Genomic DNA, 15856 nt, shown 5'->3' with positions numbered 1-15856 from the left:
GAGGAAACGCCGCGAAGACGGCACGAGGTCGCGCATGCTGGACAGGACGAAGGATATCGCCGCATCCGCGCAAGGCTGGCTCGACGAATTCGAGCGCACACTTGGCGTACCCGGTGGCGCTGGGCTGGACCGTCTTTTCCTCGCCGACAGCTATTGGCGCGATGTGCTGGCACTGAGCTGGAACCTGCAAACCATCGCCGGCGGCGCCTCGATCAAGCGGGAGCTGACAACGCTCGCGGCAAAGGTCGCACCGGGCAGCTTCAAGATCGCGCCGAACCGAGCGCCACCGCGCTGGGTGACGCGTGCCGGGACCAACACGATCGAAGCGATCTTCGATTTCGAAACCGCACTGGGGCGCGGCAGCGGCATCGCGAGGCTTGTGCCCGACGCTACCGACGGCGACCGCCTGAAAGCGTGGACGCTCCTCACCGCGCTCGACGAGCTCAAGGGCTTCGAGGAGCAGCTCGGCACCTCGCGGCCGCGCGGCCAGGCTTATTCGCGCGACTTCCGTGGACCGAACTGGCTCGACCTGCGCAACGCCTCGCGCGACTACACCGATCGCGATCCAGCCGTGCTGGTGGTCGGCGGCGGCCAGGCCGGGCTCGCGATTGCGGCTCGGCTGAAGCAGTTGAAGATCGACACACTGATCGTCGATCGCGAGGCGCGGATCGGGGACAATTGGCGCAAACGTTACCACGCGCTGACCCTGCATAACCAGGTGCAAGTCAATCATTTGCCCTACATGCCGTTTCCGCCGAACTGGCCGACCTATATCCCCAAGGACAAGCTCGCCAACTGGTTCGAAGCTTACGTCGACGCGATGGAGCTGAACTTCTGGACCGGGACCGAATTCGAAGGCGGCGCCTACGACGATGCCAAGGGCAGTTGGACCGTCACGTTGCGAGGCGCCGACGGCGGCAAACGGACCATGCACCCGCGCCATGTAGTGATGGCGACCGGCGTCAGCGGCATCGCCAATGTGCCTGTCATTCCGACCCTCGAAAACTTCAAGGGCACGCTGCTGCATTCGAGCCGCTACGAGGACGGCGAGAGCTGGACAGGCAAACGCGCCATCGTCATCGGCACCGGCAATAGCGGCCACGACATCGCGCAGGATCTTCACTCCAGTGGCGCAGAAGTGACGTTGGTGCAGCGTTCACCCACGCTGGTCACCAATATCGAGCCGTCGGCCCAACTTGCCTACGCGACCTACAATGAGGGCACGCTCGAGGACAACGATTTGATCGCGGCCTCGATGCCGACGCCGCTGGCGAAGAAGACCCATGTGATGCTGACGGAGCAGTCGAAGCAGCTCGATAACGAGCTGCTCGACGGCCTGCGCAAAATCGGCTTCAAGCTCGATTTCGGCGAGGCCGGCACCGGCTGGCAGTTCAAATATCTCACCCGTGGCGGCGGCTATTATTTCAATGTCGGCTGCTCCAACCTCATCGTCGAGGGTGCGATCAAGCTCAGGCAGTTTTCCGACATCGAGAGCTTCGTCGCCGAGGGAGCGCGGATGAAGGACGGCACGACCCTTCCGGCCGACCTGATCGTGCTTTCGACCGGTTACAAGACACAGGAATATCTGGTGCGGAAACTGTTCGGCGACGGCGTCGCCGACCGCGTCGGCCCGATCTGGGGCTTTGGCGACGGCCTCGAGCTGCGCAACATGTATGCGCGCACTGGGCAACCCGGCCTCTGGTTCATCGCCGGCAGCCTCGCGCAATGCCGGATCAACTCGAAATATCTCGCGCTCCAGATCAAGGCGATCGAGGAAGGGATTTTGGGGCGTGAGGCGGGCGCAATTTGAGCCTCCTCGTCGTTGCGAGCGCAGCGAAGCAATCCAGTGTCTATTCGGAGAGACAGTCTGGATTGCTTCGCTGCGCTCGCAATGACAGTGTGGAGACGATCGCGCATCGCCGACACGAATAAGAGGAGAACACCCATGCCAGCCATTCTCGGCACCGGCGAGCACCGCTACCGTGTCGTTGAAAACTTCGCAAAGCTGCCGCACGGATGGCAGCTCACCGACGTCGCTTCGGTCGCGGTCGACAGCAAGGACCGCGTCTACGTCTTCAACCGCGGGGCCCATCCGATGGTCGTGCTGGACCGCGAGGGCAATTTCTTGCGCAGTTGGGGCGAAGGCCTGTTCTCGCGCGCCCACGGCCTGCATATCGATGCCGACGACAACCTCTATTGCACAGATGACGGCGACCACACCGTGCGCAAGTGCACCACCGACGGCAAGGTGCTGCTGACGATCGGCATCCCGGAGAAACCGTCGCCGTTCATGAGCGGCGACCCCTTCCACCGCTGTACCCACACGGCGCTGTCGCCGAAGGGCGAAATCTACGTTTCCGACGGCTATGGCAATGCGCGCGTGCACAAATTCACGCCCGATGGCAAGCTGATGACAAGCTGGGGTGAGCCCGGCACCGATCCCGGCCAGTTCAACATCGTGCACAACATCGCGGCCGACGCCGACGGCTTTGTCTATGTCGCCGACCGCGAGAACCACCGCGTGCAGGTGTTCGACGGCAACGGCAAATACGAGACTCAGTGGAACAATCTGCACCGCCCGTGTGCGCTATGCTGCTGCGGCGGCAGCAAGAGCCCGACCTTCGTCATCGGAGAACTCGGGCCCGGCCTTGCGGTCAACCGCAAGGTGCCCAATCTCGGCCCACGGCTCTCGATCGTGGACGCCAAGGGCAACCGCATCGCGCGGCTCGGCGGCGAGGAAGGCCCGGGCGTTGCGAACGGAAAGTTCCTGGCACCACACGGCATTGCGCTGGATTCCCGGGGCGACATTTATGTCGGCGAGGTCGGCGTCACCGACTGGAAGACCAGCTTTCCGGATGAGGAGATGCCGGCCGCGGTGCGCGCGACGCGATGTTTGCAGAAGCTGGAGCGGGTACGGGAGTAGCTGCCTCGACACATCCACGTTGCGCTGTCAGGAGGACGCTGCCTCCACGGCCTCGGACCTGGAAATCACGGCGTTTTGCGCGGTTTGCCACCCCTCGGCCGCATTGCTTGTGCCGGAATAAGTCGCTCGACGGGCTTCACAATCCCGTCACGCTGCATGTAGTATGTCAGTTACGTGCTGCTTCGCAGCGTACATTGGAGGCCAGGAGCGTTACTTGAACGCACATGTCTCGCAAGGCCATTGGCCGGTGTTGGTGCTGAATGCGGACTTCCGGCCGCTGAGTTACTACCCACTGTCTTTGTGGTCGTGGCAGGACGCGATCAAGGCGGTATTCCTCGACCGCGTCAACATCGTCGCGCATTACGATCAGGCGGTCCATAGTCCCACGCTGCAAATGCAGTTGCCGAGCGTCGTCTCGCTCAAATCCTTCGTCAAGCCGACTACCCATCCTGCCTTCACCCGATTTAACGTCTTCCTGCGCGATCGTTTCGCCTGCCAATATTGCGGCTCGCCCGAAGACCTCACCTTCGACCACATCATCCCGCGCAGCAAAGGCGGCCAGACCACCTGGGAGAACGTGGTCGCGGCGTGCTCGCCCTGCAATCTGCGCAAGGGCAATCTGACGCCGGTGCAGGCCAAGATGTTTCCGCGCCAACACGCGTTCGCGCCGACCGTGCACCAGCTCCACCGCAACGGCCGCCTGTTCCCACCGAACTATCTGCACGACAGCTGGCTGGATTATCTCTACTGGGATACGGAGCTGGATCCGTAAGGTTGACGTCTGGCCTCACATCCCGATCGCGTTCCGCGCGACCACGTCGCGATAGAACGCCGCGCTCAGCTTCGGCACCCTCGCCTGCGTCTCGAAATCGACGCGGTACAGGCCAAACCGCTTTCCGTAACCAAAAATCCATTCGAAATTGTCCATCAGGCTCCACAGGAAATAGCCGCGAATTGGGACGCCTTCGGTAATCGCGCGCTGCATCTGGGTCAGGTAGTTGCGCAGGAACATGATGCGGTCGAGGTCGTAGACCTGGCCGTCGGCGGCGAGCTTGTCCTCCGACGAGGTACCGTTCTCGCTGATATAAATATCGTCGATGTTCCAGATCTTTGCGGCGATGCGCGGCGCCCAGTAGATGACCTCGGGGCCAACCCGTAACCATTCCGAGTTCATGTGCGGGAACGAGGTCGGGAACGGCAGTACATGGAAGCCGGGCGCACGATCGGAGGCCGTGATGTAATATTGCGGCGCGTATATGTTGAGGCCGACGAAGTCGTTCGGCGTGCCGATGATCTTCAATTCATCAGGCGTGAATTTCGGAGCGTCCGCGCCGGCATAGGCGAGGAACCCGTCGGTGTATTTGCCCTCCAGCACCACACCGAGGAAGCTGGCGTTGAGCTCGCGCGTCGCGATCTCGGCCGCGCGGATGTTTTCGGGTGTCGCGATCGCCGGCACGCAGGCGGCAATGTTCTCGGCCGCGCCGACGCGGGTGCCGGCGCGCCCTGAGGCGCGGATCGCCTGCACCGCCAGCCCGTGCGCCAGCGCGACGTGATGGCGGGCCTGGTTGAGCAGCGCCGCCGGCAGCTTGAGTCCGGGCGCGTCGATGCCCCAGCCATAGCCGAAATTCACGAAGCGCCCGACCTCGTTGACGGTGAAAATATTCTTCACGCGATCGGTCAGACGCTGGGCGACGTAGGCGGCGTAGTCGGCAAAAGCCTTCGAGGTGTCGCTGGACTGCCAGCCGCCGACGCGGTCCTGGAGCGCCTGCGGCAGGTCCCAGTGATAGAGCGTGGCGTAGGGCTCGATGCCGTTCGCGAGCAGCTCGTCGACGAGACGGTTGTAGAAGTCGAGCCCTTTGGGATTGGGTTGTCCCGATCCTTCCGGAAACACCCGCGGCCAGGCGATCGAGAAACGGTAAGCCTTGACGCCGAGCGCCTTGATCAGCGTCACGTCGTCCTTGTAGCGATGATAGTGTTCGTTGGCGCGGTCGCCGGTCGTACCGTCCTCGATCTTGCCGGGCGTGTGACTGAAGGTGTCCCAGATCGACTTGCCGCGACCGTCCTCGTCGACGGCGCCTTCGATCTGATAGGACGAAGTCGCCGTGCCCCAGAGAAAATCCTTCGGGAAAGGCGCGGGCGCGTGGCGGTCGGGCACGATCAGCGTTTCATCTACCGCAGCCTTGTCCGCAGCCTTCTCGTCAGCCTTGACACCTGCCGTTGCGCCGACCGCCGCAAGGCCCGCGAGCTTTGCAAAATCGCGCCGCGAGAAATCAGCTGCCATTGCTATCTCCGGGCCTGCTCCATATCGATCTGATAGACGGATATGCGGTCGATCTCGAATGCAACGGTCGAGGGCGACTCCGCGTCGACCGGTCCGACGCCGAGAAAGAATTTCGATCCGATTGCGAGATTGACGATCATGTACATGGGATCGTCGAAACCGATCGGCACCTTGATGTCGGACACCGGCCTCCGGTCGATGAAATAGACCAGGCGATCCTCTTCCCACAATACACCGTAAGTGTGGAACGCGCTCGAAGCGTCGCCGACCGCGAAGTCGAAGCCGCAGGACTGGATCTTCTGGGTCGAGGGAATCCGCCAATGCGTCGTCATCACGAGATCACCCGGCTTTTCGCCGCGGCCTTCCAGCACGTCGACCTCCGGCGGCCAGCCGCCGTCATCCGCCAGCATCCAGAACGCCGGCCATACCGCGTGCCCGACCGGCACCTTGGCGCGGATTTCGAAATAGCCGTGCTTCTGCGCGAACGTGCCCTGGGTCGTGAGTATCCCGGAAATGTACTCGTTGTTGAACAGCACCGGTTTCAATTCCGGCGGGGTGCGGCTGGCGACGATCGACAGCACGCCGTCCTTGACCTTGAACGGATCGAGCCCGAGCGGCGCCGCGGCCCGCCCCGCGTAGCGCGGATCGACGTAGATCTGCTGCTCGCCATTGGCGCTGGTCTTGCGCTTGAAGTCGGAGCCGTCGCCACCCCAGTAGCGCGCCTCCGGCCAGGCCGCACCGCCGGCGTAATGCGGCACCCAGCGTCCGTTCGCCAGCGGGTGCTCGTCAAAATCCTCGTTGAAGGTCCGGCGCAGCGGCAAGAAGATCAGCGAGGCCGGATTGACCGTTTCCAGCCGGCGGCACGCGATGGCGGAGGGATCGGTCGTCACCTGCAGCGACATGCTCACCGGGGCACCGTCGAGATCGTCCTGCGCGAGGGCCGGCGCAGGCACAACGCAGAGACCGATCACAGCCAGAGCGCCCCTCGTCCAACGCGCGATCATCACCGCTCTTCGAAGATGCCGGAGGAAAGGCCGAGGTTAGCTCGCTCGTATCGGGACGGGCAAGGGCAGGCCCGCGACCGCGCGTCAATTCGGGAGCGCAGCCCGCACATGCCATCCAGATTTTCGTGCACTTAAAAAAATGAAGACGCCAGGGCGGTGCCCGGCAGGCGCGCGGCAGGCTCTCGCCGGGGACGGAACTCGATGCGCCGCCGACCGTTCAGAGTGAAGGCCGGATGTTTCGCGCGCGCCAACGGTCCGCGCCAGACGTGTCCAGCCCTGCCACAGCACAAGGGGAGAATAGTCATGGCCACAAGCGAGACGGATCACGTCTACAAGATCCTGGAACTGGTCGGATCGTCCGAGACCTCGATCGAGGACGCGATCAAGAACGCGGTCAGCCGGGCCGCCAAGACCGTTCGTGAGATGAAATGGTTCGAGGTGGTGCAAACGCGCGGCCATATCGAGAACGGTGCCGTGCGCCACTACCAGGTTACGCTGCGCGTCGGCTTCACTCTGGACGAGTGAGGTAGAACACCGGGCCAAGCCGACGCTTGAGCCAGCCTGGTTAACGCGACAATCCCCCTCCCGCCTGATGACTGCAAGTGTTGGCGCCGCGACGAGTCTGCCGTCCCAACCCACGACGGACTGCAGCACGCTGGTCGCCGCCGCCGATCGCGCGCTCTACGCCGCCAGGGACAATGGCCGGGACCGGCTGATGATGTCGGCACAGGTCGTTCCCTGGTCCGCGAGAAGCGCGTGACGGGATCGACTGTTGCTCTGGATTTGTTGCCTGCGCTCTAGCGCGGTATGGCTTGGATCACGGCCGGATGTTCGGCCAATCCGAGAGTGCCGCTGTGACTGGTGGAACAAGCTCGTCCTCTTCGACATGGACAATGTCCTCTGCGATTACGACAGGGCAAAGCGTGTCGCATGGCTGGCGAAGCTTGCGGGGGCTACGAGCGGCGCGCGAGAGGCGCGTCTGTTCGCGCATCACCACACTTCGGTTGAGGCATTCAGGCAGGCCCTTTCGGAGCACGGCCTGCTTCACGCATGAATGCGCGCTCCGCTTTTCCAGGCGTCAGGCGAGATGGCACGCCACAAGGTGCCCGCCCGCTCCCTCCTTCAGCTCCGGCGCGCTTTCGGCGCAACGCGGCTGGGCGATAGGACAGCGGGTGTGGAAGTGGCAGCCCGACGGCGGCTTCATCGGGCTCGGAACGTCTCCCTTGAGGCGGATGCGCTCGCGTTTGAGCTTGGGATCGGGCACCGGCACCGCTGATAACAGCGCCCTCGTGTAGGGATGCTGCGGATTGCGGTAGAGGTCGCTGGCCTTGGCGAGCTCGACGATACGGCCAAGATACATCACCGCGACGCGGTCGGAGATGTGCTCGACCACCGACAAATCGTGCGCGACGAAGAGATAGGTGAGGTTCAGCTCGGCCTGGAGATCTTCCAGCAAATTGATGACCTGAGCCTGGATCGAGACGTCGAGCGCCGACACCGGTTCGTCGCAGACGATCAGTTTCGGCTCGACCGCGAGCGCACGCGCGATCACGATGCGCTGGCGCTGACCGCCGGAAAACTCATGCGGATAGCGGCGCATGTGCTCGGCCTTGAGCCCCACCTTCACCAGCAGGCTCGCGACGCGATCCTCCCGCTCCTTGGCCGATGAGCCAAGCTTATGGATGATCAGCGCTTCGCCGAGGATGGCGCCGACCGTCATGCGCGGATTGAGGGAGGCGAACGGGTCCTGGAACACGAGCTGCATGTTCCGCCGCATCGCGCGCAAATCGTTGCCGCCGAGCTGGCGGACATCCTGACCGTCGAACACGACCTCGCCGTCGGTCGGCTCGATCAGGCGCAGCACGCAGCGTCCCGTCGTCGACTTGCCGCAGCCGGATTCGCCGACGAGGCCGAGCGTCTCGCCCCGGTTGACCGAGAACGAGACCCCGTCCACCGCATAAACGCTGCCGACCTGGCGCGATAACAGGCCGCCATGCACGGGAAAATATTTCTTCAGGCCGCTGACGCGGAGCAAGGGCTCGGTCATGCTGCGCCTCCCAACTGCGTATCTCCCAGATGACAGGCCATGCGGTGGCCGGGCGCGATTTCGCGCAGCAGCGGCTCCCTCTCGGTGCAGATGCTCATGGCGTGGCGGCAGCGCGGAGCGAAGCGGCAGCCGACCGGCGGGTTGATCAGGATCGGCACCGAGCCGCCGATCGCCTCCAGCCGCACCTTGTGCTCGCTGTCGAGATCAATGCGCGGGATCGAGCGGATCAGTCCCTGGGTATAGGGATGGCCGGGATTGCCGAAGAGGTCGTCGACAGGCGCCTCCTCTACCACCTTGCCGGCGTACATCACCACGACGCGTTGCGCGGTCTCGGCGACGACGCCCATGGCATGGGTGATCAGCATCACCGCCATGCCGAAGCGCTCCTTCATGTCCTGGAGCAGGTCGAGGATCTGCGCCTGAATGGTGACGTCGAGGGCCGTGGTGGGCTCGTCGGCGATGATCAGTTTCGGCTTGCAGGCGAGCGCCATCGCGATCATCACGCGCTGCCGCATGCCGCCGGAGAACTGATGCGGATAGTTGTGCACGCGGCCTTCGGCGTTGGGAATCTGCACCAGCTTGAGCATTTCGATGGTGCGCTCGAGCGCCTGCTTCCTGGTGACGTTCTCATGGCGGCGCAGGCTTTCGGCGATCTGCTCGCCGATGGTCAGCACCGGATTGAGCGAGGTCATCGGCTCCTGGAAGATGAAGCCGATCTCCTTGGCGCGGATCTCGTCGAGCTGACTGCTCGTCAGCGGCACGAGATCGCGGCCCTCGAAGATGATCTCGCCTGCCGCGATGCGGCCCGGCGGCATCGCGATCAGCTTCAGGATCGACATCGCGGTGACGGTCTTGCCGCAGCCGGATTCGCCGACGACGCAGAGCGTCTCGCCGCGGTTGATGGAGATGTCGACACCATCGACCGCCTGGAGGATGCCGTCGTCGGTGGAGAAGTGGGTTTTCAGTCCCTTGATCTCGAGCAGCGGCGCCATCAGATCACCCGCCGCGCATCGAGCGCGTCACGCAAGCCGTCGCCGATGAAGTTGATGGCGACCACCGCGATGAAGATCGCGCCGCCCGGAAACAGCGCCCAGTGCGGGCCGATGTCGAGAAAGTCTTTCGCGTCATAAAGCAGCCGGCCCCAGGTCGGCGTATCCGGAGGGAAGCCGAGGCCGAGGAAGGACAGCGTCGATTCCGCGATGATGGCGGCAGCCACGTCGATGGTGCCGGCGATGATCACCGGACCGAGGGCATTGGGCAGGATATGGCGCACAACCTGCCGCACCGGGCTTGCCCCGAGAGCGCGCGCGGCTTCAACGAATTCCTTCTCGCGGATCGACAGGAACTGGGCGCGAACGAGGCGCGCAACCGGCATCCAGCGCAAGCCACCGATCACGAGCACGATCAGGATGAAAATGCCGCCCTCGGGGCCGAAAGCCGCCTTCAGCCCGTCGCGGAAGAGATAGATCAGCAGCAGCAGCAGGGGCAATTGCGGCAGCGACAGAAAGAGATCGGTGAGCCACATCAGCCCATGACCGAGCGCACCGCGCGACATGCCGGCGAGCGCGCCGATCAGCACGCCGACAAAGACTGAGACCAGCATCGCGGCGAGGCCGACCGCGAGCGAGATGCGCCCGCCATAGATCATGCGGGCGAGGATGTCCTGCCCGAGATCGTCGGTGCCGAAAGGATGGGCCAGCGACGGCCCCTGCATGCCCGCCACGATATCGATGTCGTCGATCTTGACCCGCCAGATAAAGGGGCCGACCACCACCGCCAGGATCAGAACGAGGAGCAGGAACGCACTGACCACGGCAAGCTTGTGGCGGCTATAGCGCCGCCACGTCTCGCGCCAGGGCGAGTAGACGCGCCGCTCAGCGGAGGGAGATGCGAGGGTCAAGCCAGCCATAAAGAACGTCCGCGATGAGATTGAACAGCACGACCAGGCACGCAAAGACGAAGGTGACGGCCATCACCACCGGCGTGTCGTTGGAAAGGATGGAGGAGATCAGCAGCGAGCCGATGCCGGGGATGCGGAAAATCTGCTCGGTGACGATGGCGCCGCCGAACACCGCCGGGATTTGCAACGCAATCAGCGTGACGACCGGGATCATCGCGTTGCGCATCACGTGCTTGATAATCACCCGCCGCTGGCCGATGCCCTTGGCGCGCGCGGTGGTGACGTAGTCGAGCCGGATCACGTCGAGCATCGCCGAGCGCACGAAGCGCGTCATCGACGCCGCCTGGAACAGGCCGAGCACCGCCACCGGCATGATTGCCTGACGGATCGTCTCCGCCAGCCAGTGAATGCCCGTGCCCTTGATGTCCGTGGTGTAGACGAAAGGCAGCCAGTCCAGCGTGACCGAGAAGATCAGGATGAACAGGATGCCGGTGAAGAAGGTCGGAAGCGAGAAGCCGACGAAGGCCAGCGTGTTGGCAACCTGGTCGAACAGCGAATACGGCTTCGTCGCGGCATAGACCCCGACCGGGATCGCGATCAGGAGCGCCAGAATCTGCGCCGAGCCGATCACGTAGAGCGTCGTTGGCAGTCGCTGGAGAATGAGCGTGTCGACGTTCATCCGGCTGACAAAGGAGAAACCCCAGTCGCCATGCAGCATGGCGTTGAGCCAGTGCAGGTAACGAAGGTAGATCGGATCGTCGAGGCCGAACTTCGCCCGAAGCGCGAGAGCGACTTCGGGCGGCACGTTCGGATTGGTCGCCAGCTCCGAGAAGGGATCGCCCGGGGCTAGCGCGAGCACGACGAACAGCACGAGCGAAATTCCGAGCAGGCTCGGAATCGCGATCAGGAGGCGACGCAGGACATACTGGCTCATGAAGAAGGACCGCTCTAGGCGTGCGTGATCATTCCTCGCGGTACCAGTCGAACAAATTGTCGGTCTCGTTGGCCCAGCCGCTGATCACCGGACGCAGCGTGTTGGCGCTCGCCTCCACCTTCAGCCGATGCTGCGCCGGGATGAACACGGTGTCCTGGAACAGGAGATCGTTGGCCTTGATGTAGAGCGCCACACGCTTGACCGGATCCATCTCACCGTCGGCGGCGTCGATGGTCGCGTCATAGTCCTTGTTGATCCAGCGCGGGAAATTGGTGCCCTGCCACTTGTTCTCCTTGGCCGCGACATTGCTCGAATGATAGCGGCGCATGTGCTGGGCGGGATCCGGCTGGCTCATCGGGATCTGGAACATCTCGATGTCCGCGTAGAATTTGGCGTACGTGTCGGGATTGGCAACGTCCGAGGAGAAGAACACAGAGGCCACGACGGACTTCAATTCCACATCGATGCCGGCCTTCTGACAGGCCTGCTTGACGATCGCCTGGGTCTTCTGGCGCGGGCCGTTGATCGAGGTCTGATACACGATCTTCAGCCTCTTGCCGTCCTTCTCGCGAATGCCGTCGGCGCCGGGCTTCCAGCCGGCATCGTCGAGGATCTTCGAGGCCTTCTCGACGCTGAACTCCCATGTGGTGTTCTTGGAGACGAACTTTTCGGGACCGTTGAGGAAGTTCGCGGTAGTGCGGCCGGCGCGGCCATAGATGGCTTTCTTGATGGACTCGCGATCGACCAGCAGCGACAGCGCCTTGCGCACCGCCGGATCCGAGAACAGCGGATGCTTGGTCTTTATCGAGGAGCGCTCGCCGTCGACCTCGGTGGTCGGATCGGTGAAGTTGAGCGCGATGAACTCGGTATCGCCGCCTACGGCGTAGATGGTCTTGCCCTTGCCGCCCTTCTCCAGACGCAGCAGCACGTCGTCCTCGACCTGGATATTCCAGCCGAAATCATATTCGCCGGTCTGGATCACCGCGCGCGCCGCCGAGACGGCATCGCCGCCGCCCTTCATCTCGATCGTATCGAAATGGGGACGGTTCGGCATGTGATATTCGGGATTGATCACGCCCCGGATGAGATCGCCGGGCTTGAACTCGACGAATTTGTAGGGGCCGGTGCCGACCGGGGCGAGGTTGGCCGGCGCCTCACGGGACTTCGAGCCTTTGAACTCGGCAAACAGGTGCTTAGGCAGAATCTGTCCGGTCGCGCCGACGAAGGCATCGGCCCAGAACGGCGTCGGCTTCTTGAAGCCGAGGCGGACTGTCAGATCATCCACCTTCTCAACCGTAATATCGCGGTAGGTCGCGACAGTGACGGCCGCGGTCGCGGGATCGATGATGTATTCCCAGGTGAAGACCACGTCATCGGCGGTGAAGGGTTTGCCATCGTGCCATTTGACGCCGGGTTTCAGCTTCCAGGTCACCGACTTGCCGTCGGCCGCGAGCAGGCCGTTCTGGGTCGAGGGAATCTCCGTCGCGAGAACCAGCTTCATGTTGCCGTCGGGATCCCAGCAGGCGAGCGGTTCGTAGAACAGGCGCGAGCCGTCCTGGTCCTTGGTGCCGGTGGCGAAATGCGGATTGAGCAGGGTCGGCCCCTGCCACCACAGCAGCTTGAGCGCACCACCGCCGCCGCGCTTGGTCGGCTTGTAGGTCGAGACGCCCTCAGCCATGGCGACCCCGCCGAGCGCGAGGATCTGGTTGGCCAAAGGCGCGGTGAGACCCACGGCAGCCAGGCGTTGAATGAAGCCGCGGCGATCCATCCGCCCGTCCTTCACGTCACCGATCATCGAACGCAGTTCTTTATCCAGCATGGTTGTCCCCCGTCTGGTTCCCGTATGGATGCAGGCGGTCGCGCGAGGCGACCACCGGGCTTGGCTGGCGGTAGATGGCACACCGAATGGGGTGCGCGTCAACTGCGACCGTGTGTATGCAAACGGTCTTCTGACTGTCTGTTGGGCAAAACCATATTCCGCAGCCCATCCATTCGGCAATCCAGCATCAAAACAGGCTGGATTCCGCGCTGCACTGCAGAAAATTTGTTCGCCGGATCAGACGAAGTATCGAGGCGAATTCTACGCCACGGACATGTCGAGCGGCGGCGCGACGTGGTCTGGCAGCGGACAGACGTAAGGTGTCTTGGCGGTGCGCTTCTCGAGGTCAGCCTTGGCAGCCTTGATCAGCTCCGGGTCCGTCAGCGCCTTGATGCCGATGCCGGCCATCGCCTTGGCGGCCTGCACCATGGCCTTGTGCGCATGCGCGCTCTTGCCCTGCGCGACCACCTGCCAGGTGTGGAAGGGCGTACCGATTGCAACCGTGGGTGCGTGGACCTGCACGGTCGGCACCACCCAGCTCACGTCGCCGACGTCGGTCGAGCCGACCAGCGGATTGCGCTTGGCATCGAGTGGCACCAGGAAGTCGGCCAGCGGCCGGTCGGTCGGCTCCATGCCGATCGCGTAATAGACCGACTCGATGTCCTTGTCGCTCAGCGTCGCGCGGATCTCCGTGGCAAAGCCCTTGTCTGCGTCGTCGAAATGCGGCGGTCCGAGCTCTTCCATGACCCGGTGCAGCGCCTGCTCCAGCGGCGTGTTCGGCAGGATGTTGGAGACCGCGGAGATGATCTTCATCTCGACCTTGGTCTCGGTCATCAGCGCCGCGCCCTCCGCGATCTTGCTCACGCGTCCGACCAGCTCGTTCATGCCGGGCAGATCACGGGCGCGGATCGAATAGCGCACGCGCGCATGCGCCTGCACCACGTTCGGAGCGATGCCGCCGGTGTCGAGCAGCGCGTAGTGCACGCGCGCGTCGCTCGGCATGTGCTCGCGCATGTAGTTCACGCCGACATTCATCAGCTCCACGGCGTCGAGCGCGGAGCGGCCGAGATGTGGCGAGGCCGCCGCATGCGAGGTGCGGCCGGTGAAGATGAAATCGGCGCGGGTGTTGGCGAGTGACGGCGTCACCGCGACCTCCCAGAAGCTGTGCGGATGCCAGGTGATGGCGATGTCGGCGTCTTCAAATGCGCCGGAGCGCACCATGAAGGCTTTTGCCGCGCCGCCCTCCTCCGCCGGGCAACCGTAATAGCGCACGCGGCCCGGCACCTTGTTCTCGGCAAGCCAGTCCTTCACCGCCGTCGCGGCGAGGAGAGCTGCGGAACCGAGCAGATTGTGGCCGCAGCCATGGCCGTGGCCGCCGGTCTCGACCGGACGATGCTCCGCGACGCCCGCCTCCTGGCTGAGGCCCGGCAGCGCATCATACTCCCCCATGAAGGCAATGACCGGTCCGCCCTCGCCCCATTCGCCCATCACCGCGGTCGGAATGCCCGCGACCTGCTCGGTGATGCGAAAACCCTGATGACGCAACTCGGCGAGATGTTCTGCGGCGGACCGCGCCTCGGTGTAGCAGACTTCGGGCATGCCCCAGACCTTGTCGCTGAGGTCGATGAAACGTGCCTTGATCGTGTCGATGCCACGCCAGATGTCGCTGCGGTTGTCCATGCTTCGATCCGTGATCCCTAGGTCAAACGAAGCGGCAATGGTTAGCAGCTTCGTTGGAAGGCGCCTAGCACCTCGCCGGAGAGCAGCCATGCGGCCAATGCCGGAGGGTCGCCCGACCGACCTTGCATGAACCGTTCCCGTGCCTTTCAAAAATGTCATACGACGCTTCGGAATAGTTGGGGAGCGAGGCTTTCAAGACGGCCTCCCCCGGCCTAAATTATGCGTGCTTCGTGCGTCTTTCCGCTAGCCGCGCCGAGCGATGCACTCAGCCAGGAGAACTCCATGCCCGCTCTGACCGAATGGAGAGTGCCGCCGGCCAATCAGCCGCGGGCGAGCGATTACGGTTTCGATCTCGACCGCGTGCTCGCCTCCGTCGTCGGCCTGCATGCCATCATCCCGCCGGACGCCTTCAGCGCCGAGACACTGGGGACCGAACGCGCCGGCAACGGCGTCGTGATCGACGATGGGCTGGTGCTCACCATCGGTTACCTCATCACCGAAGCAGAGTCCGTTTGGCTGCACGTCGGAGACGGGCGCGTGGTGGAGGGACATGTGCTCGGCTTCGACGCCGTCACCGGCTTTGGCCTGGTGCAGGCGCTCGGCCAGCTGGACGTCGATCCCTTGCCGCTCGGTATCTCAGCCGAGACCCAGCTCGGCGACCGCGTCGTGGTCGGCGGCGCCGGCGGACGCACGCGCTCGGTCGCGAGCCAGATCGTGGCCAAGCAGGAATTTGCCGGCTACTGGGAATATCTGCTGGACGAGGCCGTCTTCACCCATCCCGCGCACCCGAACTGGGGCGGCACGGCGCTCCTCAACGAACGCGGGGAGCTGATCGGCATCGGCTCGCTCCAGCTCGAACGCGAGCGCGACGGCAAGGCCGAGCACGTTAACATGATCGTGCCGATCGACCTGTTGAAGCCGATCCTGGACGATCTGCGCAAGTTCGGTCGCGTCAACAAGCCGGCGCGGCCATGGCTTGGACTCTATTCGACAGAGATCGACAACCGCGTGGTGGTGATCGGGATCTCTGCCAATGGTCCGGCCGCCCGCGCCGAGCTCAAGACCGGCGACGTCATCCTCGCGGTCGACGGCGAGAAGGTGACGAGCCAGACCGGCTTCTACAACAAGCTGTGGGGCCTCGGCGCCGCCGGCGTTGACGTGCCGCTGACGGTACACCATGAAGGTGTCACCTTCGACGTCACGGTGACCTCGACCGATCGCTACAAGCTCTTGAAGGCGCCAAAGCTGCACTGACGATCAGAACTGAC

The 15856-nt window shown here is 63.8% G+C and carries 13 protein-coding genes and 1 pseudogene; 6 read left to right on the top strand and 8 right to left on the bottom strand.

The window, feature by feature from the left end; all coding sequences use genetic code 11:
* Positions 1-34: 34 nt before the first annotated feature.
* From GWG67_RS19215 to GWG67_RS19205, 3 genes are all read left to right on the top strand, one after another.
* Positions 35-1810: an NAD(P)-binding domain-containing protein gene (locus GWG67_RS19215; protein ID WP_275170915.1), complete on the top strand. Its 1776-nt coding sequence runs from the start codon at positions 35-37 to the stop codon at positions 1808-1810.
* 135 nt (positions 1811-1945) lie between these two features.
* Positions 1946-2923: a peptidyl-alpha-hydroxyglycine alpha-amidating lyase family protein gene (locus GWG67_RS19210; protein ID WP_275170914.1), complete on the top strand. Its 978-nt coding sequence runs from the start codon at positions 1946-1948 to the stop codon at positions 2921-2923.
* Positions 2924-3137: 214 nt separating this feature from the next.
* Entirely contained in the window at positions 3138-3695 is a 558-nt protein-coding gene (locus GWG67_RS19205) for an HNH endonuclease (RefSeq protein ID WP_007597381.1), read from the top strand.
* 15 nt (positions 3696-3710) lie between these two features.
* On the opposite strand, the gene GWG67_RS19200 is transcribed toward GWG67_RS19205, so the two are convergent.
* Entirely contained in the window at positions 3711-5204 is a 1494-nt protein-coding gene (locus GWG67_RS19200) for a GH1 family beta-glucosidase (protein ID WP_275170913.1), read from the bottom strand.
* A 2-nt stretch (positions 5205-5206) separates the two neighbouring features.
* The gene (locus tag GWG67_RS19195; protein ID WP_275170912.1) at positions 5207-6208 is read right to left on the bottom strand and encodes a glycoside hydrolase family 16 protein; all 1002 of its coding nucleotides are present in this window, start codon (positions 6206-6208) and stop codon (positions 5207-5209) included.
* Between the two features lie 303 nt (positions 6209-6511).
* Between GWG67_RS19195 and GWG67_RS19190 the strand changes: the two genes are divergently transcribed.
* Both GWG67_RS19190 and GWG67_RS19185 read left to right on the top strand, forming a co-directional pair.
* Positions 6512-6733 carry a dodecin gene (locus GWG67_RS19190; protein WP_018453224.1) on the top strand — a complete coding sequence of 74 codons (222 nt, stop codon included), beginning with the start codon at positions 6512-6514 and terminating at the stop codon, positions 6731-6733.
* A gap of 49 nt (positions 6734-6782) precedes the next feature.
* Positions 6783-6968: pseudogene (locus GWG67_RS19185) on the top strand (hypothetical protein); the annotation flags it as partial.
* A gap of 318 nt (positions 6969-7286) precedes the next feature.
* On the opposite strand, the gene GWG67_RS19180 reads toward GWG67_RS19185, so the two are convergent.
* From GWG67_RS19180 to GWG67_RS19155, 6 genes are all read right to left on the bottom strand, one after another.
* Positions 7287-8255, bottom strand: a complete 969-nt coding sequence (locus tag GWG67_RS19180; protein WP_275170911.1) for an ABC transporter ATP-binding protein — start codon at positions 8253-8255, stop codon at positions 7287-7289.
* The gene (locus tag GWG67_RS19175; protein ID WP_275170910.1) at positions 8252-9247 is read right to left on the bottom strand and encodes an ABC transporter ATP-binding protein; all 996 of its coding nucleotides are present in this window, start codon (positions 9245-9247) and stop codon (positions 8252-8254) included. Before GWG67_RS19175 ends, GWG67_RS19180 begins: the two co-directional genes overlap by 4 nt.
* Entirely contained in the window at positions 9247-10164 is a 918-nt protein-coding gene (locus tag GWG67_RS19170; protein WP_007597392.1) for an ABC transporter permease, read from the bottom strand. Before GWG67_RS19170 ends, GWG67_RS19175 begins: the two co-directional genes overlap by 1 nt.
* The gene (locus GWG67_RS19165; RefSeq protein ID WP_106941042.1) at positions 10130-11089 is read right to left on the bottom strand and encodes an ABC transporter permease; all 960 of its coding nucleotides are present in this window, start codon (positions 11087-11089) and stop codon (positions 10130-10132) included. The genes GWG67_RS19170 and GWG67_RS19165 overlap by 35 nt, the downstream gene beginning before the upstream one ends.
* Positions 11090-11117: 28 nt before the next feature.
* Positions 11118-12908: a peptide ABC transporter substrate-binding protein gene (locus GWG67_RS19160; protein WP_275170909.1), complete on the bottom strand. Its 1791-nt coding sequence runs from the start codon at positions 12906-12908 to the stop codon at positions 11118-11120.
* Between the two features lie 261 nt (positions 12909-13169).
* Positions 13170-14588 (bottom strand): M20 family metallopeptidase, encoded by a 1419-nt coding sequence (locus GWG67_RS19155; protein WP_027514180.1) that lies wholly within the window; start codon positions 14586-14588, stop codon positions 13170-13172.
* 282 nt (positions 14589-14870) lie between these two features.
* On the opposite strand from GWG67_RS19155, the gene GWG67_RS19150 reads away from it, so the two are divergent.
* Entirely contained in the window at positions 14871-15842 is a 972-nt protein-coding gene (locus GWG67_RS19150) for a S1C family serine protease (protein WP_275170908.1), read from the top strand.
* Positions 15843-15856 lie beyond the last annotated feature (14 nt).

Origin of the sequence: Bradyrhizobium sp. CSS354, from assembly GCF_029051725.1 — a bacterium.
In the GTDB taxonomy this organism is placed as follows: domain Bacteria; phylum Pseudomonadota; class Alphaproteobacteria; order Rhizobiales; family Xanthobacteraceae; genus Bradyrhizobium.
Note: the sequence above shows the minus strand (reverse complement) of the source record. Positions and strands in the feature narration are given on the sequence as shown.